Genomic DNA, 23664 nt, shown 5'->3' on the forward strand with positions numbered 1-23664 from the left:
CTGGCTCGCTCGCTACGCTCGCTCGACGTCACCTCGCTGCGCTCGGCGCCGCCGCGTCCGGCACTGAGCCCCATGGCTCGCTCGCTACGCTCGCTCGACGTCACCTCGCTGCGCTCGGCGCCGCCGCGTCCGGCACTGAGCCCCATGGCTCGCTCGCTACGCTCGCTCACCGCAGTTCCTCCTCGTCGACGCGGACGACCCAGTCGGCGAACGACTCGCCGTCGGTCCGGCCGGCCAGGTAGCGGCGGGCCAGCCGCTCGACGTACTCGGGAAGCTCCTCGGCGGTGGTCTTGAGACCGCGCAGCTTGCGGCCGAACCCGGCGGTCTGGCCCTGGGCCATGCCGAGGCCGCCGCCCAGGTGCACCTGGTAGCCCTCGACCTGGCGGCCGTCCGGACCGACCACGAGCTGGCCCTTCAGGCCGATGTCGGCGACCTGGGTGCGGGCGCAGGCGTTCGGGCAGCCGTTGATGTGGATCGAGATGTCGGCGTCGAACTCGCGCAGCCGTTCCTCCAGCCGGGCGACCAGTTCCATGCCGCGGGCCTTGGTCTCGACGATCGCGAGCTTGCAGTACTCGATGCCGGTGCAGGCCATCGTGCCGCGCCGCCACGCCGACGGCCGGGCCTCCAGCCCGATCTCCCGTAGCGCGGTCACCAGCGGCTCGACCCGGTCCGACTCAAGATCAAGAACCAGGAGCTTCTGGTACGGCGTCAGCCGTACCCGGTCGCTGCCGGCGGCTTCCACCACGTCGGCGAGCCGGGCGAGCTGCGATCCGGAGACCCGGCCGACGACCGGGGCGGCACCGACGTAGGACCGGCCGTCCTTCTGCTCGTGCACCCCGATGTGGTCGATCGGCTTGCCGGGCAGTTCGGGCGCCGGCCCGTCGAGCATGGTCCGGCCGAGGTATTCCTTCTCCAGGATCTCCCGGAACTTCTCCACGCCCCAGTCGGCGACCAGGAACTTCAGCCGGGCCCGGTGCCGCAGCCGGCGGTATCCGTAGTCGCGGAAGATCGACACCACGCCGACCCAGACGTCGGGCACCTCGCTGAGCGGCACCCAGACGCCGAGCCGCTGGGCGAGCATCGGGTTGGTGCTCAGCCCGCCGCCGACCCAGAGGTCGAAGCCGGGGCCGTGCTCGGGGTGGTCGACGCCGACGAACGAGATGTCGTTGACCTCGTACGGCGTGTCGGCCAGCCAGGAGATCGACGACTTGAACTTGCGCGGCAGGTTGGAGAAGGCGGGGTCGCCGACGTAGCGCGCCACGATCTCGTCGATGGCCGACGTGGGGTCGAGCAGTTCGTCGGCGGCCACCCCGGCGACCGGGCTGCCGAGCACGATGCGCGGGCAGTCGCCGCACGCCTCGGTGGTCTCCAGACCGACGGCCTCCAGCCGGCGCCAGATCTCCGGCATGTCCTCGACCCGGATCCAGTGCAGCTGGATGTTCTGCCGGTCGGTGATGTCGGCGGTGTCCCGGGCGAACTCCTGCGAGATGTCCGCGATGACCCGCAGCTGGGCCAGGTTGAGCTGTCCGCCGTCGATGCGGACCCGGAGCATGAAGTATTCGTCTTCCAGCTCGTGCGGCTCCAGGACGGCGGTGCGTCCGCCGTCGATGCCGGCCTTGCGCTGGGTGTAGAGGCCCCACCAGCGGAACCGGCCGCGCAGGTCCTGCGGGTCGATCGAGGCGAAGCCGCCCCGGGCGTAGATGTTCTCGATCCGGGCCCGTACGTTGAGCGGGTTGTCGTCCTTCTTCGTCCGCTCGTTGGGGTTGAGCGGCTCGCGGTGGCCGACCGCCCACTGCCCCTCGCCACGTGGTTTGCGGGCCGCCCGGGCGGCCGGGCGCGGGGCTGCCGTGCCGCCGGACGCGCCGGCGCGGGTCGGGGTGTCGCTGACCGCCATCGCGGCGTCCTCCTGCTTGGGGATTGCTCTGCGGTGGACACGCGGTGTGCGAGCGGCCGCCCCGCCTGTGATGCGGGGCCTGACGACGTCGGTGTCGGGAGCCGGCGCGGTGCGCGCCCGAGAGAGAGTTTTCGGGCGGGGTCAGTGGGCCGGACAGATGGCGCTGCGGACGCGGCCGTAGTCCACGTGGCGGCGTGCCACGAGACGGCGGTCGACAGCGTCGGTCATGCCGACCATGCTGCCACACCCGGGTCCCACCAGCCAGAGTGTGCGGTTTCGATCCCACATGACGGTCCGGCTGTGGGAGGCTTCACAACAGGCGGGAGATAGCCGACCAATCAGATCCAATGCCTTCTAGAGGGGCATTTTGCCACTTCGGATCGCGTCACGCGGCGACCCTCGACCGGGCCGTACGGCATGGTGGTGGCCGGCCCTGGCGACACTGGCGGTGACCCTGGTCCAACTCGGCCGGCCGCAGCCCTGGCGGGACGAGCTGGCCACCTGGAGCGCCGCCACCCGCGACCTGCCCGACCTGCTCCAGATGGCCCGGACCGTCGACGCCAGCGCGACGCCGTACTACCTGTTCATGCACGGCTGGACCAGCCTCTTCGGTGACTCCCCCACCGCGCTGCGGCTGCCGTCCGCCGTGGCGATGACCGCCGCCGCCGCGCTGACCGCGATCCTCGGCGGCCGCCTCCTCGGTCCCGGCGCCGGGCTGCTCGCCGGGCTGCTCTTCGCCGTCGTGCCCAGCACCTCCCGGTACGGGCAGGAGGCCCGGCCGTACGCGCTCGTCACGATGCTGGCCGTGCTGGCCACCCTGCTGTTGGTCCGGGCGCTCGACCGGCCCGGGTGGTGGCGCTGGCTCGCGTACGGGCTCGCGGTGGCGGGGCTCGGCCTCGGCCACCTCGTCGCGGCGACGCTGCTCGCCGGCCATGCCGTCGCCGTCCTGCTCGCCCTGCGGCGGACCCGGGACCGGCGGCTGCTGCGCTGGCCGGTGGCCCTGCTGCCGGCGGTGGCGGTGGTCACCCCGCTGGTGCTGCTCGGCGGCGGGCAACACCAGCGGCAGCTCGACTGGGTGGGCCGGCCCGGCCTCGGCGAACTGGTGCGGTTTCCCGGCGGGGTGACCGGCGCGGCGGCGGTCGGCGGGGCGGTGGCCGTGCTGGCCGCCCTCGGGTTCGCCACGCTGCTCCACCGGGCCGGTACGACCGACGAAGCCGCCCGTCCCGATCCGGCCGACGGAGCCGCCCGCCTCGACCCGGCCGGTACGGGCGCCGGCCCGGCCCCGCCCGGCGCGGGCAGCGACGCCGGCACGGGTGCCCCGGTCGGCCGGGCCGCCGCCCGCCCGGGCCGCATCGGGCGGCGGGGGTGGGCGGTGGCGCTCGGGGCGTGCGTGCTGCTGCCGGTTGCCGTGCTGTTCGTCGCGGGGCTGGTGACCCCGCTGTGGGTGCCCCGCTATCTGGTCTTCACCGTGCCGTTCGCCGGCCTGCTCGCGGGTGCCGCCCTGGCCGCCGTCGACGTGCGCGCCGCGCTGCCGGTGGTCGCCGTCGTCGCCGTACTCGGTGGGCCGGAACAGGCCGGCATGCGCCGGACCCACGAGTGGCCGCGGACGCGGCCGGTCGACTACGCCGCCGCGGCGCGGATCATCGACGCGGGCGACCGGCCCGGCGACGCCGTCGTCTACTCGCCCCGCGACGGCTGGCGGTTCCTGGATCTCGCGCTCGCCTACCATCTGCGGGACGGACGGCCGGACGACCTGCTCGCGGTCCGGGACCCGGTACGCGCCGGCAGCCTGTGGGCAGACGAGTGCGCCGATCCGGCCCCCTGTCTGGCGCCGGCCGGCCGGGTGTGGCTGCTGCTCGCCGGCGAGCACGGCGCCGATCCGCTGACGGCGGTGCCGGAGCCGAAGGCGGGCGCGCTGCGGGCGGGCTTCACCGTGGACCGCACCTGGACCGTCGACGGCCTGACCGTCGCCCTGCTGTCACCCACCCCCCGCTGACCCCGCCCCGGCTCTTCGCCACAGATCCGCGAGATCGTCGTGATCAGGGAGTTTGCATCCCGCCGTGCCGACGACCCGCCCGACCTGGTCCCTGATCACGCGGATCATGGGGGGAAGAGAAGAAGGAGAGCGTCAGCGTTTGGTCAACGGGACCACCAGAATCGCCTCGGTGCCGCCCTCGGCGCGGTTGCGCAACTCGATGGTGCCGCGCAGCTCGCCGGTGGCCAGGGCGCGGACGATCTGCAGGCCGAGCCGGCCACCCCGCTCGGCGTCGAAGTCGGCCGGCAGGCCACGACCGCTGTCGGCCACCGTCGCGTGCAACTGCTTGCGGAACCGGTAGGCCGAGACCACGACCTCGGCCGGCGCGGCGGCCGCCGATTCCTCGCCGGGCGGCGGGAACCCGTGCTCGACCGCGTTGAGCAGCAACTCGTTGAGCACCATCGCGAGCGAGGTGGCGATCTCGGCCGGCAGGATCCCGAAGGTGCCCTCCCGGCGCATCCGGATCGGGGTCTCGGTGCTCGCCACCTCGGCCGCCGCCACCGCGATCCGGTCGATGATCTGGTCGAACTCCACCTCTTCGTCGGTCGACATCGACAGCGTCTCGTGGACGATCGCAATCGACGCGACCCGGCGTACGGACTCCTCCAGCGCCGCCTTCGCCGCCGGGATGCCGACCCGCCGCGCCTGTAGCCGGAGCAGGGCGGCGACCGTCTGCAGGTTGTTCTTCACCCGGTGGTGGATCTCCCGGATGGTGGCGTCCTTGGTGATCAGTGCCCGGTCGCGCCGGCGTACCTCGGTGATGTCACGGACCAGGACCAGCGCGCCGATCGGCACCCCGGCGGGCATCAGCGGCAGGGCACGGGTGAGCACGGTGGCGCCCCGGGCGTCGATCTCCTGCCGGCTCGGTGCCTCGCCGCCCAGCGCGGCGAGCACCCGGTTGGCGGCCTCGGTGCCCTCCAGCGGGTCGTCGGCGAGCCGGCCGCTGAGCGCCGCCAGATCCTCGCCGACCAGGTGCGACGCGAACCCCAGCCGCCGGTAGGCGGACTGGGCGTTGGGGCTGGCGTAGGTGACCTTGCCGCTGGCGTCGAGGCGGACCAGGCCGTCGCCGACGCGCGGCGCCGACGTGGTCTCTCCCGGCCGGCGCGGTGGCGGGAAGGTGCCGTCGGCGACCATCTGGGCGAGGTCGTCGGCGGTGGTGAGGTAGTTCAGTTCGAGCTGGCTCGGGGTGCGGGCGGTGGACAGGTTGGTGTCCCGGCCGATGACCCCGATCACCTCGCCGGACTCGCCGTCGGCGGCCCGCAGCCGGACCGGGATCGCCTCGTGCCGGGCCGGGGTGTCGCCGTACCAGACGGGGTCGCCCTCCCGCCAGATCCGGCCCTGCCGGTAGGCGATGGTCAGGTGGGCAACCTCGGGCCCACCGACGATCCGGCCGACCTGGTCGTCGAGGTACGCCGTCGGCGCGGTCGTCGGGCGCACCTGGGCGACGCACAGGAACGACTCGGCGTCCTCGTCGATCGGCACCCAGAGCAGCAGGTCGGCGAAGGACAGGTCGGAGAGGAGCTGCCAGTCGCCGGCGATGCGGTGCAGGTGGTCGATGTCGACCGGGCGCAGCCCGGTGTGCTCCTCGACGAGGTCACGCAGCGTGGACACCGGGACAGCCTCCCACGGGTGGCGTCAGAGCGTCGACGTGACCTTCTTCAGGCCGCGTGGCGCGTCCGGGTCCTCGCCGCGGGCCAGCGCCAGGGCCAGCGCGAGCTGCTGCACCGGCAGGATGTCGAGCAGCGGGGCGTACCTCTCGTCCACCGGCGGCACGGCGATCCGGCTCGCGGCCCCGGCGACGTCGCCGGGTCCGATCGCGACGACGTCGGCCCGGCGTTCGCCGAGCTTGGCCAGCACCTCGCGCATCGACTCCCCGCCGGGGCCGGCACCGACGACGGCCAGCACCGGCACGTCCGGGTCGGCCATCGCGAGCGGCCCGTGCAGCAGGTCGGCGCCGGAGAACGCGAGTGCGGGCAGGTAGGACGTCTCCATCAGTTTCAGTGCGGCCTCGCGGGCGGTCGGGTAGGCGTAGCCCCGGCCGGTGGTGACCATCCGGGCGGCGAACCGGTAGCGCGGCGCGAGACCGCGGGCGGTCGGGTCGTCGAGCAGCCGGGCGGCGAGGTCGGGCAGCGCGGCCAGGGCGTCGCGTTCCTCGGCGGGCAGCACGCCGTCGCCGGCGCGGATGCCCTCGACGAGCATGAGCAGGGCGAACAGCTCGGCCGTGTACGTCTTGGTGGCGGCGACCGCGCGCTCGTGCCCGGCGGCGACGTCGATGGCGAGTTCGGCGGTCTCGGCCAGCGGCGACGACGGGTTGTTGGTGACGGCGAGGGTGAGCGCGCCGGAGGCCCGCGCCACCCGGAGCACCTCGGTCAGGTCGGGTGAGCCGCCGCTCTGGCTGACCCCGACGACGAGGGCGTCGGACAGGTCGGGGCGGGCGCCGAAGACGGTGACGGCGCTCGGCGAGGCGAGGCCGGCGGGCAGGCCGAGGCGGATCTCGGTGAGGTACGCGGCGTAGAGCGCGGCGTGGTCGGAGGTGCCCCGGGCGGTGAAGACGACGTGCCGGGGGCGGCGGGCGGCGACGGCGGCGGCCACCTCGGCGATCGGGTCGGCGTGGACCGGCTCCAGCAGGCGGGCGTAGCCGGCCGGCTGCTCGGCGATGTCGGCGGCCATGCCCGCGCCGGGCTGTGGCACCGGATTCTCCCCCATGTCGACCTCCCCGCTCATGCGCGCTTCCCGCGCGTTTCATGCGCAGCTTTGCACGGTACAGCCAAATCTCGCAACTATTCGCGCAGCAATGCGCAGTGGATCACGCCCTTCGCCGGCATGGCCTAGGCTGCGCAAGCCCGGAGCCCGATCGGAGAACGAGGAACCACGACGTGTCCGAGGGAATGAACGACCCCCGCCTGTCGGCGGAAGGGGAGCTGGCACTCGCCCGGCTGGCACTCGACGAAGGCGACCTGTCGCACGCCGCCGACCACGTCGCCGGAGCGGTCGCCCACGCCCCCACCATGCCCGAGGTGCACGAGGTACTCGCCCAGTTCGCCGTACTCCCCGGGGGCGGGGTCCCCCTCTTCCCCGTCGACGACCACGTCTTCATCGGCACCGCCGTCGCCCGCGCCCACCTGCTCGCCGCCGCCGGACGGCCCGGCGAAGGGCTCGAACTGCTCGCCGCGGCCACCGGCCACGCCCCCGGCGGCGACTGGGCCGGGGTGCCCTGGGTCGCCGCGCCCGAACTGCCGGCCCGCCTCGAACCCGACCTGCTGGCCCGGATCATGATGCAGGTCTGCGCCGGCATCGGCGACCCGGTGCCGGAAGCCGACCGGACGCCGCTGCTGCCGTACCTGGCACTGGCCCGGCACTCGGTCGACGAGTATCCGGGCCACGGGCTGCTGCTCGGCGCGGCGTCCGCGCTGGCCCGCCGGCTCGGCGAGGTCACCCTCGCCGTCGAATGGGCGAGCCGGGGCGTGGCCGCCCTGCCGTCGAAGCTCTCCGAGGTCTGGCTCGGCTACGCCTACCGCAGCGCCGGCCGCACCACCGAGGCGATCGAGGCGCTGCGCCGGGCCGTCGAACACGACCCCGACGACCTGTCCGTGTACGCCGACATCGCCGGCACCCTCGCCGACCACGGCCGGCTCGACGATGCCATCGGCTGGACGGACCGGGCACTGGCCAAGGACCCGACGTTCGACTGCGCCGTACACACCGCGCACCGGCTGCGCTACCGGCGCGACGGCGACCTCGCCCACCTGGTGGCCCTGGCCGACTTCCAGCGCGACCACCCCGACAACTCCCACGAGCACAACGACCTCGCCGAGTGCTGCCAGGACCGGCCGTGGCTGGGCCACCTGCCGACCGCCGCCGAGGCGGTCGCCAACGTGCTGCGGCAGGCGCTCGCCGAACAGGCGACCCCGCACCGGCTGACCGTCAGCGGCCTCGAGCCGCCGAGCGCGATGCGTACGGTCGCCACCGCCCTGCCCGACGCCGAGGTGGTGGTCACCGGGATCGGCGAACCCGACATCCGGCGGCCGCGCCGCGCCGGCACCCGCCAGCTGTGGCGCTACGAGGGCACCACCGCCAGCCCGGCACTGCCCCCGCCTTCGGCGGCTGCCGGCGAACGCGTACGTCATCTCGCCTACCCGGCGTGGCCACACCCGCCGGCCGCGTACGACCGCGCCGTCACCCTCGCCGCCGTCGACATCGACGACCTGCTGGGCCTGCTGGTGCACCCGCCGCCCGTACCCGACACCGAACTCGGGGCGGCGCTGGCGAAACACGACCCGGCGCTGTGGGTACGGTGCGTGCAGGTCTGGGCCTGCCTCGGCCTGCTGCACCACCGCACCGACGAGCCGTGGCCGGAGTCGACCCGCCGCCGGGTGCTGGTCGACCTGCTGTGGGGCGTCGAGGACTGGACCACCGAGGCCGCCCTGTTCGCCCTGGTCACCGCGGCCTGGGTCGACCCGTCCGTACGCGCCGACGTGGCCGGCGTGGTGGCCGAGCGGCTGGCCGACGGGGTGACGGTGGCGAACACCCGGCCGGTGACGATCAACTGGTCGCTGGCGCAGCTCGCCCTGGCGACCCCCGGGCTCGACGGCGCCGCCGCGGCGACCGCCGCCCGGCTGATCGTCGAGGAGACGTCGGCCGTGGAGTCGGCGGCGGCCCGGGGCGGGCCGTTGCGCCGCCTGCGCCGCTGGCTGACCGGACGCGGCTGAGCCGCGCAGTCGCGTTTTACGGCCCGGCGGTGGTGAGGTCGTACCGCCAGGCGATCAGGTCGACCCCGGGCACCGGCGACCAGTCGGCGCCGGGCGTACGCACGAAGCCCACCCGGTGGTAGAGCCGGTGTGCCGACTCGGTGAACGTCCGGGTGGAGATCACCACGGCGTGACAGCCCAGCTCGGCGGCCCGGGCCAGGCAGGCCCGGGTGAGGGCCTCGCCGACCCCCCGGCCCTGGGCGGCGGGATCGACGGACAGCATCCGGAACTCGGCCTCGCCGGTGCCGGCCAGCTCGGCGTACCTGGAACCGGGAAGCACGAAGGTGACCGAGCCGAGCAGCCGGCCGGTCACCTCGTCGACCGCGACGAGCAGCTCACCCGTGGCGGCCCGGCCCGCCGCGTCGGCGAGCGTCGGCGCGTAGCCACGGTCCTCCTTGAGCTGGCCGTCCGCCTCGTACGCGGCGAGGGTCAGCCGGGCGACCGTGTCGAACTCGGCCGGCTCGGCCGGCCGTACGACCACCGGGCTCATTCGATGACGGCGATCAGGTCGCCCTCCTGGACCACGTCGCCCTCGTTGACGGCGAGCCGGGCGAGTACCCCGGCGGACTCGGCGACGACCGGGATCTCCATCTTCATCGATTCCAGGATCACCAGCGTGTCGCCGTCGGCGACGGAGTCGCCGGCCGCCGCGACGACCTTCCAGACGTTCGCCACCATTTCGGCGCGGATCTCCTCGGCCATCGGTCGCCCTCCTCGTCGGTGAGTGTGCGTGCGAACGGTATCCAATCATGCGACGGCATGCGGCAGGGTGAAAGGTGGGAAGGGTGGCGGGCCGGACTAGCATCATCGGGTCCGCTCCCGCCAAACGGGAGAGCCGTTCCGTTCAGGGAGGCCAGCATGGCGAAGAAGTCCCGGAAGAAGAAGGCCCGGAAGAAGAGCGCCGCCAACCACGGCAAGCGCCCCAACTCCTGAGCGCCGACGACGATCGCCGCCGCCGTACCGGACGGTACGACGGCGGCGATCGTCGTTTCGTGGATCGGGCGGGCCGGCGCGGTCGGCCGGTCCCCTAGTCGGGCAGGTATTCGCGGGTCTCGGCCTCGACGACCAGTTCGCCGAGGCGGGCCCGCAGCCGGGCGCGCAGCTCCACCGGCGCGGTCTCGTTGCCGCAGCAGCGCGCCACCAGCGCCTTGACCTCCTGCTCGATGCCGTACTGCCGCAGGCAGGGCGAGCACTCGTCGAGGTGGTCGCGGATCAGGTCGCGCCGTTCGTCGCCGCACTCGAGGTCGAGGTAGAGGTAGACCTCGGCGAGGACATCGGTGCAGTCGGTCTCGTGTGGTTCACCGCAGCTCACGGTCGCTCACACCTCCTGACCGGCTGATCCGGTCCCGGACGTCGACGGGACCCCGTTGAAGCCCCGATCGGCAGCGTAGCGCTCCAGCATCTTGCGCAAATTCCGGCGTCCGCGGTGCAACCGGGACATGACGGTGCCGATCGGGGTGCCCATGATTTCGGCGATCTCCTTGTAGGAGAACCCCTCGACGTCGGCGAGGTAGACCGCGAGCCGGAACTCCTCGGGCAACTGCTGGAGGGCGTTCTTGATGTCGCTGTCGGGCAGCCGCTCGAGCGCCTCGGTCTCGGCCGATTTCAGCCCGCTCGACGTGTGCGACTCGGCCTCGGCGAGCTGCCAGTCGGTGATCTCCTCGGTCGGCGCCTGGATCGGCTGGCGCTGCCGGCGCCGGTAGGAGTTGATGTAGGTGTTGGTCAGGATCCGGTAGAGCCAGGCCTTGAGGTTGGTGCCCTCTTCGAACTGGTGGAAGGCGGAGTATGCCTTCAGGTAGGTCTCCTGGACCAGGTCTTCGGCGTCAGCCGGATTGCGGGTCATCCGCAGTCCGGCGGCGTACAACTGGTCGACGAACGGCAACGCGTCGCGTTCGAACCGTGTCCGGCGTTCGTCCGTCTTCTCTGAAGTCAACCGCACGTCTCCTCGCGTGACCCGTCCCGCCGAGGATACGCGCTCGACAGCGCCGGCAGTTCGGGTTCGGGCGGGAGTGCCGACGGTCACGCCGTCCGGCTCGGGCGTCGCCGGCCACTCGGGAGCCGTGAGCAGCCGCTGGACGCGCGTCGCCTCCCGGTCGCTCTGCTCCCGGTCGCGTGTCTCGGTTCGCACCGGATCAAACCCCCCTCGCTAGCGAAGCTTCCGGGGGTTGTAACGCACAGCTACCGCCCCGACATTCCGTCCGGGTGGCCACCCACCCTGGTCCCGGCAGTGGCGTGGGCCACCACTGGGACCAGGAAGGGCCTGGGAGAGTCGGACCCGGCCGGTGTCGGCCGGACGGTCCGGGGAGCCTGCCGGCTCACCCGGTGCAACGACGGCCGGGCGGGCCAGGACACGGTCCGTGCCCGGACCGCGCGCCGGTCAGCCGGCGAAGCCGTGGGCGCGCAGCCAGTCGACCACCAGCGCGGCCGTGGCGGCGGGATCGCGCCGCAGGTCGTGCCCCTCGCCGGGACGGACGAAGACCTCGACGCCGGGCGACGCGGACGGCACCCCGAAGGCGTCCCGGTCACCGTTCACGACCACGGTCGGCACCCCGCTCGCCAGTTCGGCGGCCCGGGACCGTTCCGGCCGGCCGGGCGGGTGCAGCGGGAACGCCAGCGCCACGACCGCCGCCGCGTCGAGCGCGGCGGCGGTGCGGCAGGCGACCCGCGCCCCGCTGGACCGGCCGCCGACCAGCAGCGGCAGGCCGGCGGCGACCGCGCCGTCGGCCCGCAGTGCGGCGACGGCGGCCGTCCACGCCTCGTCGAGGTGGGCGGCCGGTGCCGGCGCCCGGCGGCCGGCGACCCGGTAGGGCTGGGTCATCCGGACGACGGTCAGTCCGGCCTCGACCGCCTGCTTCCGCACGGCGACCAGGTCGGGCGCGTCGACGTCACCACCTGCCCCGTGGCCGAGCACGAGCAGGCCACGCGCCGGACCGGCCGCGGGGTCGAGGGCGAGCCGCGCGGGTCCGCGCGGCGTCGGAACTTCCCAGGTACGCCCCATCCGGCCATTGTGCGTCGCGTAGACCCGACGGCCCGGCAGATCGCCCCGTGGTGTCGCCGGCGTGGCGGTCGCCGGTCCGGCGTGCGCCCGGGACGGCCCGGGCGCACGGGTCAGCGGGTCGGCACCAGGTCGAGCAGTTGGCGTAGGTCGGGCCCCGGCTCGTCGGCCCCGTCCGGGTCCGGCCCGAGCTGGCTGCGCCAGGCCACCAGCATCGCCCGCCGTTCGCGTGGGGTCGTCGCGCCCCACACCCCGTGACAGTCACCGACGTCCAGCGCCCAGGCGAGGCAGGCACCCTGCACATCGCAGGTGCGGCACAACGCGATGGCCGCGTCCGCCGGCTCGCTCGGCGCCGGAAAGAACGTCTCTGGGTCCACGCTCTGGCATACACCCCTGGTCCGCCAGGCATCGTCGAGTTGTCGCTCGTCGAGGGCCCGAATCAGTCTCGGGTCCCTTCGTGCCGCGGCAACCTCGTGCGGGCGTGGCATCCGCGCCCGTGTCATCCACCCACCTCCCCCGTGGGACCGGCAAAGTATCCATGGACGCCATTCGCCCGGTGCGAATCGACACCCACTGCCGGCGCTGTGTTGTATCGCACAAACAGCAGTGGAGACAAGGGTTTGCCGCCCAACAGGGGAAAATACAAGGCGACATATCGCCCTTAAAAGCGATGAACAGGATGGGCTTCTGTTCAGAACAATGTCAATTCCACCGGCGCTTCGGCAGGCGCTCCGAGTGGCCCCGCCGGCACCCGGGAAACCAGTTCCGGTCCGTCATTGCGGACGTCACCGACAGCCGGTCCGACCGGACGGATCTCGATTCCGGAGAGCACCTCGTCGCCGGGTGGCACCAACAGTTCCGCCGGCTCGCCACCACCGGCCAGCCAGCCGTCCCAGCGGTCGGCGGTGAGCAGCAACGGCATCCGGTCGTGGACCAGCGCCAAGTCACCGGCCGCGGCCATGGTCAGCACGCTGCAGGTCAGCAGCGGCTCCGCCCCGTCACCCCAGACCGACCAGATACCGGCGAGGGCGAGCACGCCGCCGTCGCGCGGGGTCATGAAATACGCCTGCTTGCGCGCACCCCCGGTGCCCCGCACCCACTCGTACCAGCCGTCGGCCGGGACCAGGCACCGCCGGCGGGCGAACGGACGGGCGTACGCGGCGGTGGTGGCGACCGTCTCGGCCCGGGCGTTGATCATGCGGGCGGCGCCCCGGGCGTCCTTGGCCCACGACGGCACGAGCCCCCACCGGGCCACCGAGAGCGTCCGGCCCTCGTGGGTCGTCGACATCCGCACGATCGGCACCGGGTCGGTCGGCGCGACGTTGTAGTCGGCCCCGACCCGCCCGCCCGTGTCGTCGTACGACTCGAAGAGCGCGCTGAGATCCGCCGCGCTCCGGGTCGTCGCGTACCGCCCACACATGCGACACACGCTAATCCACCGGGACCACCCGTCCCGATCAGCGGGAGCCGGCCCGGCGCCGGTCCCGCCCGGTCCGCGCGGCACGGCAGACTGTAGGCGTGGCCAACCCGACCGCGACCCGCCCGCCCCAGCCGTGGACCGCACCGACCGCGACCGATCCGGTCGACCTGGGCGTGCACCTGCCCGGCTCCAAGTCGATCACGGCCCGGGCCCTCGTGCTCAGCGCGCTCGCCGACGGGCCGTCGACCCTGCACCTGCCGCTACGCGCCCGCGACACCGAACTGATGGCCGCCGGGCTGCGCAACCTCGGCATCGGCGTCTCCACCAACGACGACAACCGCTGGGTGGTCCGGCCGCAGCCGCTACGCGGTCCCGCGCACGTCGACGTCGGCCTGGCCGGCACCGTCATGCGGTTCGGGCCTCCGGTCGCCGGCCTCACCGACGGGCCGGTCACCTTCGACGGCGACCCGGTGGCCCGCACCCGGCCACTCGGCCCGCTGCTCGGGGCGCTGCGCACGCTGGGCGTACGCCTCGACGTCGCGCCCACCGGCGGGCTGCCGCTGACCGTCCACGGCACCGGCCGGGTGGCCGGTGGCGAGGTCACCATCGACGCCTCCGCCTCCAGCCAGTTCGTCTCCGGCCTGCTGCTGGCCGCGCCCCGCTTCGACCGCGGCGTGGTGGTGCGCCACCAGGGCCCGCCGGTCCCGTCCGCGCCACACCTGCGGATGACGACCCGGATGCTGCGGGCCGCCGGTGCCGCCGTCGACGACGGCACCCCGGACGTGTGGACCGTCGAGCCCGGGCGGCTCTCCGGGCGCGAGTGGGACATCGAACCCGACCTGTCCGGCGCCGTGCCCTACTTCGCCGCCGCCCTGGTCACCGGCGGCCGGGTGACCCTGCACGGCTGGCCGCGCAACAGCGCGCAACCGGTCGACCAGCTCCGTACGCTGCTGCACCAGCTCGGCGGTCAGGTGACCCTCGACGCCGAGGGGCTGACCGTACGCGGCACCGGGACGGTCCACGGCATCGACGCCGACCTGTCCGAGGTGGCGGAGCTGACCCCGGCGGTCGCCGCGCTGGCCGCGCTCGCCGACTCGCCGTCGAAGCTGCGCGGCGTCGCCCACATCCGCGGCCACGAGACCGACCGGCTCGCCGCCCTCGCCCGCGAGCTGACCGGGCTCGGCGCCGATGTCACCGAGACTGCCGACGGCCTCGACATCCGGCCGCGTCCGCTGCACGGCGGCGGCTTCGAGACCTACCACGACCACCGGATGGCGCACGCCGCGGCGATCGTCGGGCTGGCGGTGCCCGGGGTCGAACTCAGCGACGTGACGTGCACCGCGAAGACACAGCCCGAGTTTCCGGCACTATGGTCGGCAATGGTGGCCGGAGACTGAGGGGGCGGACCGCTGGCGGGTCGGAAGCGGGAATACGACGAGGACGACGTACGGGTCCGTCCGGGTAGATCGTCGCGGCCCCGTACCCGGACCCGACCCCGGCACGCCGCCGCCGTCGACGGCTTCGTCATCGCCGTCGACCGGGGCCGCTACACCTGCGTGCTCGACGAGTCGGCCACCCGGGTCACCGCGATGCGTGCCCGCGAACTGGGCCGCAAGTCGGTCGTCGTCGGTGACCGCGTCTCGCTGGTCGGCGACACCTCGGGAGCGCCCGGCGCGCTGGCCCGGATCGTACGGATCGCCGAACGCAGTTCGGTGCTGCGGCGCACCGCCGACGACGACGAGACCACCGCCGAGGGCCGGCTCGAACGGGTCGTGGTCGCCAACGCCGACCAGCTCGTCATCGTGACCGCCCTGGCCGACCCGCCGCCGCGGACCGGGTTCGTCGACCGCTGCCTGGTCGCCGCGTACGACGCCGACATCGAGCCGCTGCTCTGCCTCACCAAGGCCGACCTCGCCGGCCCGGAGGCGGTCCTGGACTACTACACCGAACTCGACCTGCCGTACGTGCTGGTGCGGCCGGACTCCGACCTGGGCGAGTTGCGCGAGCGGCTCGCCGGCCGGATCTCGGTCCTCGTCGGCCACTCCGGGGTGGGCAAGTCGACGCTGGTCAACCGGCTGGTTCCGGACGCCGACCGGGCGGTCGGCACGGTCAGCGCCATCGGTCGCGGCCGGCACACGTCGACCAGCGCGGTCGCGCTGCCGCTGCCCGGCGCCACCGAGCCGGGATGGATCGTCGACACCCCCGGCGTACGCAGCTTCGGGCTGGCCCACGTGTCGGCCGAGAGCCTGCTGCACGGCTTCCCCGACCTCGTCGAGGGCACCGTCGACTGCCCGCCCAACTGCGAGCACACCGCCGGCGAGACGGAGTGTGCCCTCGACGCCTGGGTGGCGGCCGGCAACGCCGACCCGCGCCGACTACAGTCCTACCGCCGCCTGCTGGCATCCCGGGCCGGCGAGATCGAATAGCGGTCCGCGCGCGGGCCGCTCGCCGCCATCGGCTACGTTTCCCGCCATGGCCCGGTACGCCGACGACCTCTCCCTTGCCCATCTGCTCGCCGACACCGCGGACTCGATCTCGATGGCCCGGTTCCGCGCCCTGGACCTGCACGTCGAGTCCAAGCCCGACCTGACCCCGGTCTCCGACGCGGACACCGCCGTGGAGAAGGCCGTCCGCGCCACACTGGCGCGTACCCGGCCGCGCGACGGGGTGCTGGGCGAGGAGTTCGGCGCGTCCGAGGCCGCCGCCGGCCCGAGCACCCGCCAGTGGGTCGTCGACCCGATCGACGGCACCAAGAACTTCGTGCGTGGCGTGCCGATCTGGGCCACCCTGATCGCCCTGATGGAGGGCGACCAGCCGGTCGTCGGGCTGGTGTCCGCCCCGGCGCTGGGCCGGCGCTGGTGGGCGGCGGTCGGGCACGGGGCGTACGCCGGCCGGCACACCGCCGCCGCCACCCCGATCCGGACCTCCGCCGTACGCCGGCTCGGCGACGCCAGCTTCTGCTACTCGTCGCTGTCCGGCTGGGAGGAGACCGGCCGGCTCGACGCGATGCTCGGCATCATGCGGCAGAGCTGGCGCACCCGCGCGTACGGCGACTTCTACGGCTACATGCTCCTCGCCGAGGGCGCGGTGGACGTGATGGTGGAGCCGGAGCTGTCGCTGTGGGACCTCGCCGCGCTGATCCCGATCGTCACCGAGGCCGGTGGCCGGTTCAGCGACCTCGCCGGCCGGCCGGGCCCCGGCGGCGGCAGCGCGGTGGCGACCAACGGCCCGCTGCACGAGGACATCCTGCTCCGGCTGACCCGCTGACCGGTCGGCCCGCGCGGGCGCGGGTGTCGTGAGCACCACGAGATGAAGCGGGGCGCCGAAGCATCTATCCTCGCCCAGTGATCTCGACGGGTTGGTGCTTCCTGGCGGCGATGGTCGCCGCGTACGGCCTCGCCAACCTCCTCCAGTCGATCGCCGCCACCCGGACCGGGGTGCACCGCCGGATCGACCCGGGGCTGCTGGTCCGGCTCGCCGGCCAGCCGGTCTACCTCTTCGGGCTGGGCTTCCAGACCCTCGGTTTCGGGCTGGCCTTCCTGGCCCGTCGGGATCTGCCGCTGTTCCTGGTGCAGTCCAGCGTCGCCGCCGGGCTGGGGGTGACCGCGGTGCTCGGCGTACTGGTGCTGAGATGGCGCCTGCCGCGCGCGGAGATCGCGTTGCTGGTGCTGCTGTTCGTCGGGATCGCGGCGCTGGTCCTGTCGGCCCGGCCGGCACCCGCCAAGCCGATCGGGGTCGCCCTGGTCGTCGGGCTGGTGGTGGCCCTGGGCGTGGTCGCGCTGCTCGGGGTGTTCGCCGTACGCCTGCACGGGGTGCCCGGCTCGGTGGCGCTGGGTTCCCTCGCCGGGCTGGCGTTCTCCGCCGCCGCGGTGGCGGCCCGCCCGCTGGCGTCGGTCGACTCGTGGGGCGCCTGCGTCCGCAGCCCGCTGTTCCACCTGCTGATCGCCCACTCGGTCGTCGGGCAACTGCTGCTCGCGCTGGCCATGCAGCGCGGTTCGACGACGGCGGCGGTGGCCGCGATGGACGCGGCGGGCGCGCTGCCGGCGGCGGTCGTCGGCCTGGCCCTGCTCAACGACAAGATCTGGCCGGGCCGGGAGTGGCTGGCCGCGCTCGGTTTCCTGGTCACCCTGGTTTCGGTGATCGGCCTGACCCGGTACGCCGAACCGCAGCACCACCACGCGGTGGCCGGCCAGCCGGCCGGCGCGGATGCCCGGTCGGCCGCCGCTGCCGGCCGGCGCTGATCCGTCGGTCAGTTCTCCGCCGGGCGGCGACGGCGCACCACCCGCTCGTAGAGGCGCTCCAGCGCTCCGGCCGTACGGTCCCAGGTGTAGCTGCACCGGACCCGGTCCACCGCCGCGTGCCCGTACGCGAACCGGCCCGCGTCGTCGGCGAGCAGCCGGCGCAGGGTGATGCCGAGCCCGCGTACGTCGCCGGTCTGGACGAGCCGACCGGTGACCTCGTCGAGGACCGTGTCGGTGATCCCGCCGAACGCGTAGCCGACGACCGGCACGCCGCAGGCCATCGCCTCCAGCGGGACCCGGCCGGCCGACGCGTAGCGGGGGGTGCAGGCGACCACGTCCGCGGAGCGGTACCAGGCCGGCATCTGCTCGTGCGGCACCGCACCGACCAGGCGTACCCGTTCGCCGACCCCGTAGCGCCGGGCTAGCTCGCCCAGCCGGCGGGCCTCGGCGTGGTTGGCCAGTTCGCCGGCCGGCGGGCCGCCGGCGATGACGAGTTCGACGTCACCGACGAGCCGCATCGCCCGGATCAGGTCGTCGTGTCCGTGCCGCGGCCCGAGACCGCCGACGGACAGGATGCGCGGCTTGCGGTCCCGGGGTACGGCCTCGCCGTCGGGGTGGAACCGGGTGGTGTCGACCCCGGCCGGCACCACGGTCACCGCGGCCCGTTGCAGTCCCATCCGGGTGAGTTCGTCGACCTCGTCGGTGGACTGCGCGACGGCCATGTCGACGGCCCGGGTGAGGGCGAGTTCGAGCGGGATCCGCTCCCCCGGCCCGTCGTAGTCACGGCCGAGATGACGCAACTGCTCGGCGCCGAGCGAGTGGAACGTCTGCACGACCGGGATGTCGGTGGCGCGGACGGCGTTGGCCGCGGCGAGCCCGCCCAGCCAGAAGTGCCCGTGGACGATTTCCGGCTCCCAGGCACCGCCGGACCAGCGTTCGCTGAGCCAGCGGCCGTACTCGGGCACGTACGGCACCAGCGGTGCGGTGGGCGTACGGCTGGACGGGCCGACCGGGACCCGCTCGATCCGGTAGCCGTCGACCGTGACGGTGGCCTCGGCGGCGGGATCCTCGCGCCGTTCGTAGACCCGTACCTCGTGCCCGAGGCCGGTCAGTTCGGCGGCGACCCGGGCGACGTGCTCGTGGGTGCTGGCGGATGTCGTCCGGTCCGTGCCCACCGGTCCGGCATGGGCGCACACGAGTCCGACACGCATAGGCTCACCTCCGCGACGGTCAGGGTTGTCGGAGCCTCTGGTCAGAGGCTCCCATTAACCACTGGGCGGGGAGACGAAACGTGTCAACTCGGTCGGCCGGGCGCGGGGCGGCCGCCGGGTGGCCGTCCGTCGACGCCGAACCGGCCGGTGCCGCCCCGGTCGCCGGTACGCCGTCCGGTGGCCGGACCGCCCGGGTCGGCGGCGACCGGTCGCCAGCTCATCAACACCAGGTCGCCGAGCCGCGCCGCCCGTACCTCGTACCCGCCGCCCGGCTCCCCCTCTTGGGCCGTCGGCGGCCGGACCCCGGTGAGGGACCGGGGCAGCCCGTCGGTGAGGACGTCGCGACAGAACGGGAACAGCTCGCCGGGGCCGACACCGGGCAGGGCGGTCAGCAGGGTCGTGCCGGCCAGCCGTACGCCGTGCCGGTCCGCGCACCGCGCGGCCAGATCGTTGAACTGCGCGAACTCGAAGTCGGCCGGTTCGGCGCCGGCCCGGCGCGCCCGCAGCGCGGCGGCCGGCACCACGCTCGCGTCGAGCACGGCCCGGATCCAGTCCGGCGGTGCGGCGCCGGCACCGGCGGTCAGCCGGGCCACGCCACGGGCGACCACGTCCGCGCCCGCCATCAGGTAGGTCTGCCGGGTGTGGTCGAGGTCGACCGGCACCCGCCAGGTCAGGCCGACGACCCCGAGCAGCCGGCCACGGTGGGTGAGCGGCAGCGCCGCGCAGGCGGCCAGCCGGGCGTTCAGCTCCAGAAGCCGTGGGTACGTCCACCGTACCGCCTCCCGGTCGGGCAGCAGGACGGGGCTCCGGTCGCGGGCGGCGTCGGTCAGCGGGGTGTCGATCTGGGGCGGTATCCGGGCCCACTGGCTGGCCAACTCGGCCGGTATCCCACGGGCGGCGACGACCCGTAGCGCCCCGTCGGGTTCGGTCAGCGCCAGCACCACCGAGCCGGGACCGGGCCAGTCCGGGCCGGTCTCCGCCAGCGCCTCCACCAGGTCGTCGTACGCTTCCGCCGCGTCCACCCGGGTGACCATCAGCAGGTGCCGGCTGTACGCCACGAGCCGGTCGGTCCCGGCCCGTCCGTCGTCCCGGTCCGGGGTCGCGGCCGTACCGTCGTCGTCGGCCGGAACCGACGGCCGGACGGCGGCGGCCCGGAGCCGGCCGACGGTCGGGGGCGGGGCGACCCGGGCGACGGTACGCGCCGCCACCTCGACCAGCCGGACGTTGGTCCGTTGCGACACCCGGCGAAGCCGGTCGAACGCCTCCTCGGCGGTGATCCGCTCACGGGCCATCAGCACGCCCTTGGCCTGTTCGATGATCGCCCGGCCGCGCATCGCGGTACGCAGGCCGTCGCGTTCGGCCCGGAGTTGCTCGACGACGGCGGCGAGCGGATCCGGCCCCTCCGTCACGACAGGTCCCGGGCGGTGGGCCACCATGATCTGTTCCGGCACATGGCCGGGCCGGTACCCAGAAGATCGCCCCGGGGAAACGCCGGCCGCATGTCCCGGTGTGGCACGGGGTACCGGAAACACGGAACCGGCCGGGCGCGTGGCGGCCTGCGACCATCGGTGCGGAATCATCCGCTGCGCGCCGGTGGACCGACATGCACAATGGAGCGATCATGCCGACCGACGTGCGATGCCTGGTGAAGAGTGACGACCCGAGCGGGCTCGTCGAACTCGTCGGCGTCCTCGACCTGCCCGCCGCCGAATCGCTGCGGGGCGCGCTGCTGAAATGTCTCGCCGACCGGGGTGACACCGTGGTCGTCGACGTGTCCGGGCTGCGGGTCGACGAGCCGGCGGCGCTGGCCGTGTTCCGGGCGGTCGCCGCCGAGGCCGAGCAGTGGCCGGCCGGCCGGTTCGTGCTCTACGTGCCGCCCGCCATGCCGGACACCTCCTGGGGCGAGGCCGGGGTGCCGGTGGCGCGCGACCTGCCCGAGGCGTTCGCCCGGCTGGCCGCCCCACGACCGGTGACCACGCTCCGGGACGACCTGGAGCCGGTCGTGGGAGCCGCCCGCCGGGTCCGTGACCTGGTGACCGAGGGGTGCGGGCGGTGGGACCTGCCGGAGGTCGCCGGCTCGGCGTGCATCGCGGCGACCGAGATGGTCAACAACGTGGTCGCCCACGCCCACACCCCGATGACCGTACGACTGGCGGCCCGCGACGGCGCCCTGCACCTGTCGGTACGGGACTGGTCGACGGTGCTGCCGCGCTTCGGCGGGCCGGTCGCGCCGTCGTCGACCGGCGGCCGGGGCCTGCTTCTGATCGACACGGTCGCCCGCCGCTGGGGGACCACCGCCCTCGACGACGGCAAGGTCGTGTGGGCGATGCTGCACCCCGACGACGAGCCGGCCTAGCCACAGCCCGCCCGTCGCCGGGCGACCGTCGGCGTCAGCCGGCGGACTTCGGGGACGATTCGAGCAACGGTTGCAGCCCGGCGGCCTGGAGCGTACGCAGCACCTGCGGCCGGGGCGCGGTGATCCGCAGCCGGACCCCGGCGCCGCGCCCGGCCTCGAAGCCGACCAGGATCGCGGAGATGCCCGCCGCGTCGATGAACGGTACGCCGCCCAGGTCGACGGCGACCTCCGGAACGCCCCGGCGGACCGCTTCGAGCAACCGGTCCCGCAGCAGGCCGGCGTTGTCGCGGTCGACCTCGCCGGCGACCGCGACCACCGCGACCGCCCCGGTGAGCCGGATCCGCACCGACAGGTCCCGCGCGTCGGTCGGCACCACCCCGGCCTGCCAGCGCAGCGGCGCGTCGCTGAACATCGCCTCCCGCAGCCAGGCCAGCGCCCGGCTCAGCAGCCGGGACACGTGCATCTGCGAGATGCCCAGCTCGGCGGCGATCTCGGCCTGGGTGTGGTTGCCGTAGAACCGCAGGGCGAGGATCCGCCGCTCACGGGCCGGCAGCCGGCACAGCAGGGCGCTGACGGTCAGCCGGTCGTCGACCGAGTCGAGGTTGCCGTCCGCGTCGCCGAGCTGGTCGGCCAGCTCGCCGGTCGCGTCGGCGTGGGCCGGCGCGTTCAGCGACATCGCGCTGTAGGCGGCCGACGTCTCCTGCGCTGTCCGGATGTCCTCGGTGCCGGTGCCCATCCGGTCGGCCAGTTCGGCCGTGGTCGGTGCCCGGTGCAGTTCGGTGGTCAGCTCCGCGGTGACCCGGCTGACCTCCATGCTGCGTTCCTGCATCCGGCGCGGAACGTGTACGCCCCAGGTGCGGTCGCGGAAGTGCCGGCGCAGTTCGCCGGCCATGGTGATGGCGGCGAAGCCGGTGAAGGCGCCGCGCCCGGGGTCGTAGCGGTCGACGGCTTTGAGCAGCCCGAGGCGGGCCACCTGCTCCAGGTCCTCCAGCGGCTCTCCCCGCCCCTGGTAACGACGGGCGAGCCGGGCGGCCAGCGGCAGCGCGGCGTGGACGAGCCGCTCCCGGAGCCGGCACCGCTCGGCGGCGTCCGGTGCCAGACCGGTGACCCGAGCCGCGTAGGACTCGGCCAGTTCGTCGAGCATGCCGGGATCGGTCGGTACGGTCGCGACGGACGTAGGGACCATGGGCAGCCTCCAGGGGGCCGCCACCGCACCGGGCGGTTGGCGGAGGATCGCGGCACAGCGCCGCTGTGCTGACTGATGCCCGCGTCTTGAGCACCCCGTGAAGTCCGGTTCATGGGACTTCTTGCCGGCGACCCTACTGGCCGTTGATCGCACGGGGCAATGATCGACGGATCATTTTCAGCAGACTTCCAGGAAGCCGGACGCAGCGAAGATCCGGTTACCGCTGTGGCCCGCTGGGTAGTCCGGATGGCATGCGTGCTGACGAGTATCCGAAGCCGGTCTCCGACCCGGAGGCCGAAGGCATACCCCGGGTCGCCGACGACGACTCCGCCGCCAAGGACGGCGTCGACACCGGCCGGGAAGCCGACGGTCCCGACCCGGCCACCCTGCCGGCCGACGAGCCGATGGCGGTCGACAGCTTCGGCACCACGGCCGAGGAGCAGCTGCACGGCGAGTCGCTGGACGCCAAGATCGCCCGCGAGCGGCTCGACCCCCCGGTCGAGGAACCCCTCGGTACCCCGGCCGATCCCAGGCTGGCCGACGAGGCGACCAGCGAGGAGGCCGCCGCGCAGGCGCAGTTCGACTCCGACGTGCTCAACCCCGGTCCGACGTCCGACCCGTCGTCCCAGGTGTCGATCTACGACAACGGGAGCCTGGACAGTTCCATCGGCGGGACGGTCGGCCGGCTGGTCGAATCCGACGAGGGCCTGGAGACCGACCGCGAAACCGACTCGATCGCCCACGACGCGGGCGCGGCCGGTGGCGGCGCGACCGCGGAGGAACTGGCGATCCACGAGACCGAGCCACCGCCGCTGCACTGAACCGGACCGGGTGGCCGGGGTCCGGGGTTCAGTCCAGGCCGCGCTCGATGGCATACCGGGTCAGTTCCACCCGGTTGTGCAACTGGAGCTTGCCCAGCGTGTTCTGCACGTGGTTCTGCACGGTGCGATGCGACAGGCCGAGCCGCTGCGCGATCTGCTTGTACGACATCCCCTTCGCCACCAACCGCAGCACCTCGGTCTCCCGGTCGGTGAGCCGGGGCGTACCGGCGTCGTCGGTCGTCTCCGGCTCGGTGGCCAGCCGCCGGTACTCCCCCAGCACCAGCCCGGCGAGCCCCGGGGTGAAGACGGCGTCCCCGGCGGCCGTACGCCGTACCGCCTCGATGAACTCGTGCGGCGCCGCCGACTTCACCAGATAGCCGGTCGCGCCGGCCTTCACCGCGTCGAGCACACTCTGCTGCTCACCGCTGGCCGACAGCATCAGCACCCGTACGCCGGGTACGGCCGCGACCAGGCCGTGGATGACCTCGACGCCGGAGATGTCCGGCAGTTGGAGGTCCAGCACCACGACGTCGGGACGGGTGGCCCCGGCGATCCGGACCGCCTGGCGCCCCTCACCGGTGGTCGCGACCACCTCGCAGCCGGCCTCGTCGAGATCGCGCGCGACGCCCTGACGCCACATCGGATGGTCGTCGACCACCATCACCCGGATCGGCTGCCCGCTCACGGCTTCCCCTCGCTCCGCTCACGGCCGCCGTGAGTCAACCTGAGCCAATCGACTCGCTCGCTCCGCTCGCTC

22 protein-coding genes are annotated in these 23664 nt (G+C 74.0%); 8 read left to right on the forward strand and 14 right to left on the reverse strand.

What is annotated here, in order from left to right; genetic code table 11:
* Window positions 1-166 precede the first annotated feature (166 nt).
* Window positions 167-1894: a nitrite/sulfite reductase gene (locus AB0I42_RS01855; RefSeq protein WP_357533213.1), complete on the reverse strand. Its 1728-nt coding sequence runs from the start codon at window positions 1892-1894 to the stop codon at window positions 167-169.
* Between the two features lie 541 nt (window positions 1895-2435).
* Between AB0I42_RS01855 and AB0I42_RS01860 the strand changes: the two genes are divergently transcribed.
* A complete protein-coding gene (locus tag AB0I42_RS01860; protein WP_357533442.1) occupies window positions 2436-3890 on the forward strand; it encodes a glycosyltransferase family 39 protein in 1455 nt (484 codons plus the stop codon).
* A 132-nt stretch (window positions 3891-4022) separates the two neighbouring features.
* Here AB0I42_RS01860 and AB0I42_RS01865 read toward each other — a convergent pair whose 3' ends face one another.
* Together AB0I42_RS01865 and AB0I42_RS01870 are read right to left on the reverse strand one after the other, a co-directional pair.
* A complete protein-coding gene (locus tag AB0I42_RS01865) occupies window positions 4023-5540 on the reverse strand; it encodes a histidine kinase N-terminal domain-containing protein (RefSeq protein WP_357533215.1) in 1518 nt (505 codons plus the stop codon).
* 24 nt (window positions 5541-5564) lie between these two features.
* The gene (locus tag AB0I42_RS01870; protein ID WP_357533444.1) at window positions 5565-6599 is read right to left on the reverse strand and encodes an SIS domain-containing protein; all 1035 of its coding nucleotides are present in this window, start codon (window positions 6597-6599) and stop codon (window positions 5565-5567) included.
* 218 nt (window positions 6600-6817) lie between these two features.
* On the opposite strand from AB0I42_RS01870, the gene AB0I42_RS01875 reads away from it, so the two are divergent.
* Window positions 6818-8638, forward strand: coding sequence for a tetratricopeptide repeat protein (locus AB0I42_RS01875; protein WP_357533446.1), 1821 nt, complete (start codon window positions 6818-6820; stop codon window positions 8636-8638).
* Between the two features lie 16 nt (window positions 8639-8654).
* Here AB0I42_RS01875 and AB0I42_RS01880 read toward each other — a convergent pair whose 3' ends face one another.
* The 7 genes from AB0I42_RS01880 to AB0I42_RS01910 all read right to left on the reverse strand — a co-directional run bounded on the left by AB0I42_RS01880 (window position 8655) and on the right by AB0I42_RS01910 (window position 13092).
* Entirely contained in the window at window positions 8655-9167 is a 513-nt protein-coding gene (locus AB0I42_RS01880; RefSeq protein WP_357533216.1) for a GNAT family N-acetyltransferase, read from the reverse strand.
* Window positions 9164-9379, reverse strand: coding sequence for a biotin/lipoyl-binding carrier protein (locus tag AB0I42_RS01885; RefSeq protein ID WP_357533218.1), 216 nt, complete (start codon window positions 9377-9379; stop codon window positions 9164-9166). The genes AB0I42_RS01880 and AB0I42_RS01885 overlap by 4 nt, the downstream gene beginning before the upstream one ends.
* 325 nt (window positions 9380-9704) lie before the next feature.
* Complete coding sequence (gene rsrA / locus AB0I42_RS01890; RefSeq protein WP_357533220.1) at window positions 9705-9989, reverse strand: mycothiol system anti-sigma-R factor; 285 nt, start codon at window positions 9987-9989, stop codon at window positions 9705-9707.
* Between the two features lie 6 nt (window positions 9990-9995).
* Window positions 9996-10805, reverse strand: a complete 810-nt coding sequence (locus AB0I42_RS01895) for a sigma-70 family RNA polymerase sigma factor (RefSeq protein WP_357533222.1) — start codon at window positions 10803-10805, stop codon at window positions 9996-9998.
* 249 nt (window positions 10806-11054) lie between these two features.
* Complete coding sequence (locus AB0I42_RS01900) at window positions 11055-11675, reverse strand: alpha/beta family hydrolase (protein ID WP_357533224.1); 621 nt, start codon at window positions 11673-11675, stop codon at window positions 11055-11057.
* 110 nt (window positions 11676-11785) lie between these two features.
* Entirely contained in the window at window positions 11786-12175 is a 390-nt protein-coding gene (locus AB0I42_RS01905) for a WhiB family transcriptional regulator (RefSeq protein ID WP_357533226.1), read from the reverse strand.
* A gap of 188 nt (window positions 12176-12363) precedes the next feature.
* Window positions 12364-13092 (reverse strand): SOS response-associated peptidase, encoded by a 729-nt coding sequence (locus tag AB0I42_RS01910; RefSeq protein ID WP_357533227.1) that lies wholly within the window; start codon window positions 13090-13092, stop codon window positions 12364-12366.
* 98 nt (window positions 13093-13190) lie between these two features.
* Here AB0I42_RS01910 and aroA point away from each other — a divergent pair, with 98 nt between their 5' ends.
* From aroA to AB0I42_RS01930, 4 genes are all read left to right on the forward strand, one after another.
* Window positions 13191-14489, forward strand: a complete 1299-nt coding sequence (gene aroA, locus AB0I42_RS01915) for a 3-phosphoshikimate 1-carboxyvinyltransferase (protein WP_357533228.1) — start codon at window positions 13191-13193, stop codon at window positions 14487-14489.
* 129 nt (window positions 14490-14618) lie between these two features.
* Window positions 14619-15518, forward strand: a complete 900-nt coding sequence (gene rsgA / locus AB0I42_RS01920; RefSeq protein WP_357533448.1) for a ribosome small subunit-dependent GTPase A — start codon at window positions 14619-14621, stop codon at window positions 15516-15518.
* 46 nt (window positions 15519-15564) lie between these two features.
* Entirely contained in the window at window positions 15565-16359 is a 795-nt protein-coding gene (gene hisN / locus AB0I42_RS01925) for a histidinol-phosphatase (RefSeq protein ID WP_357533229.1), read from the forward strand.
* Window positions 16360-16469: 110 nt separating this feature from the next.
* A complete protein-coding gene (locus AB0I42_RS01930; RefSeq protein ID WP_357533450.1) occupies window positions 16470-17333 on the forward strand; it encodes a hypothetical protein in 864 nt (287 codons plus the stop codon).
* An 8-nt stretch (window positions 17334-17341) separates the two neighbouring features.
* Here AB0I42_RS01930 and AB0I42_RS01935 read toward each other — a convergent pair whose 3' ends face one another.
* The gene (locus AB0I42_RS01935; protein WP_357533230.1) at window positions 17342-18544 is read right to left on the reverse strand and encodes a glycosyltransferase; all 1203 of its coding nucleotides are present in this window, start codon (window positions 18542-18544) and stop codon (window positions 17342-17344) included.
* Between the two features lie 83 nt (window positions 18545-18627).
* Window positions 18628-19953 carry an ANTAR domain-containing protein gene (locus AB0I42_RS01940; protein WP_357533232.1) on the reverse strand — a complete coding sequence of 442 codons (1326 nt, stop codon included), beginning with the start codon at window positions 19951-19953 and terminating at the stop codon, window positions 18628-18630.
* 212 nt (window positions 19954-20165) lie between these two features.
* Between AB0I42_RS01940 and AB0I42_RS01945 the strand changes: the two genes are divergently transcribed.
* Window positions 20166-20900: an ATP-binding protein gene (locus tag AB0I42_RS01945; RefSeq protein WP_357533234.1), complete on the forward strand. Its 735-nt coding sequence runs from the start codon at window positions 20166-20168 to the stop codon at window positions 20898-20900.
* 34 nt (window positions 20901-20934) lie between these two features.
* On the opposite strand, the gene AB0I42_RS01950 is transcribed toward AB0I42_RS01945, so the two are convergent.
* A complete protein-coding gene (locus AB0I42_RS01950) occupies window positions 20935-22086 on the reverse strand; it encodes a SigB/SigF/SigG family RNA polymerase sigma factor (RefSeq protein WP_357533235.1) in 1152 nt (383 codons plus the stop codon).
* 251 nt (window positions 22087-22337) lie between these two features.
* Between AB0I42_RS01950 and AB0I42_RS01955 the strand changes: the two genes are divergently transcribed.
* Entirely contained in the window at window positions 22338-22907 is a 570-nt protein-coding gene (locus AB0I42_RS01955; protein ID WP_357533237.1) for a DUF5709 domain-containing protein, read from the forward strand.
* A 28-nt stretch (window positions 22908-22935) separates the two neighbouring features.
* Here AB0I42_RS01955 and AB0I42_RS01960 read toward each other — a convergent pair whose 3' ends face one another.
* Window positions 22936-23568 (reverse strand): response regulator transcription factor, encoded by a 633-nt coding sequence (locus AB0I42_RS01960; protein WP_357533452.1) that lies wholly within the window; start codon window positions 23566-23568, stop codon window positions 22936-22938.
* Window positions 23569-23664 lie beyond the last annotated feature (96 nt).

This window comes from Polymorphospora sp. NPDC050346 (genome assembly GCF_040655695.1).
In the GTDB taxonomy this organism is placed as follows: domain Bacteria; phylum Actinomycetota; class Actinomycetes; order Mycobacteriales; family Micromonosporaceae; genus Polymorphospora; species Polymorphospora lycopeni.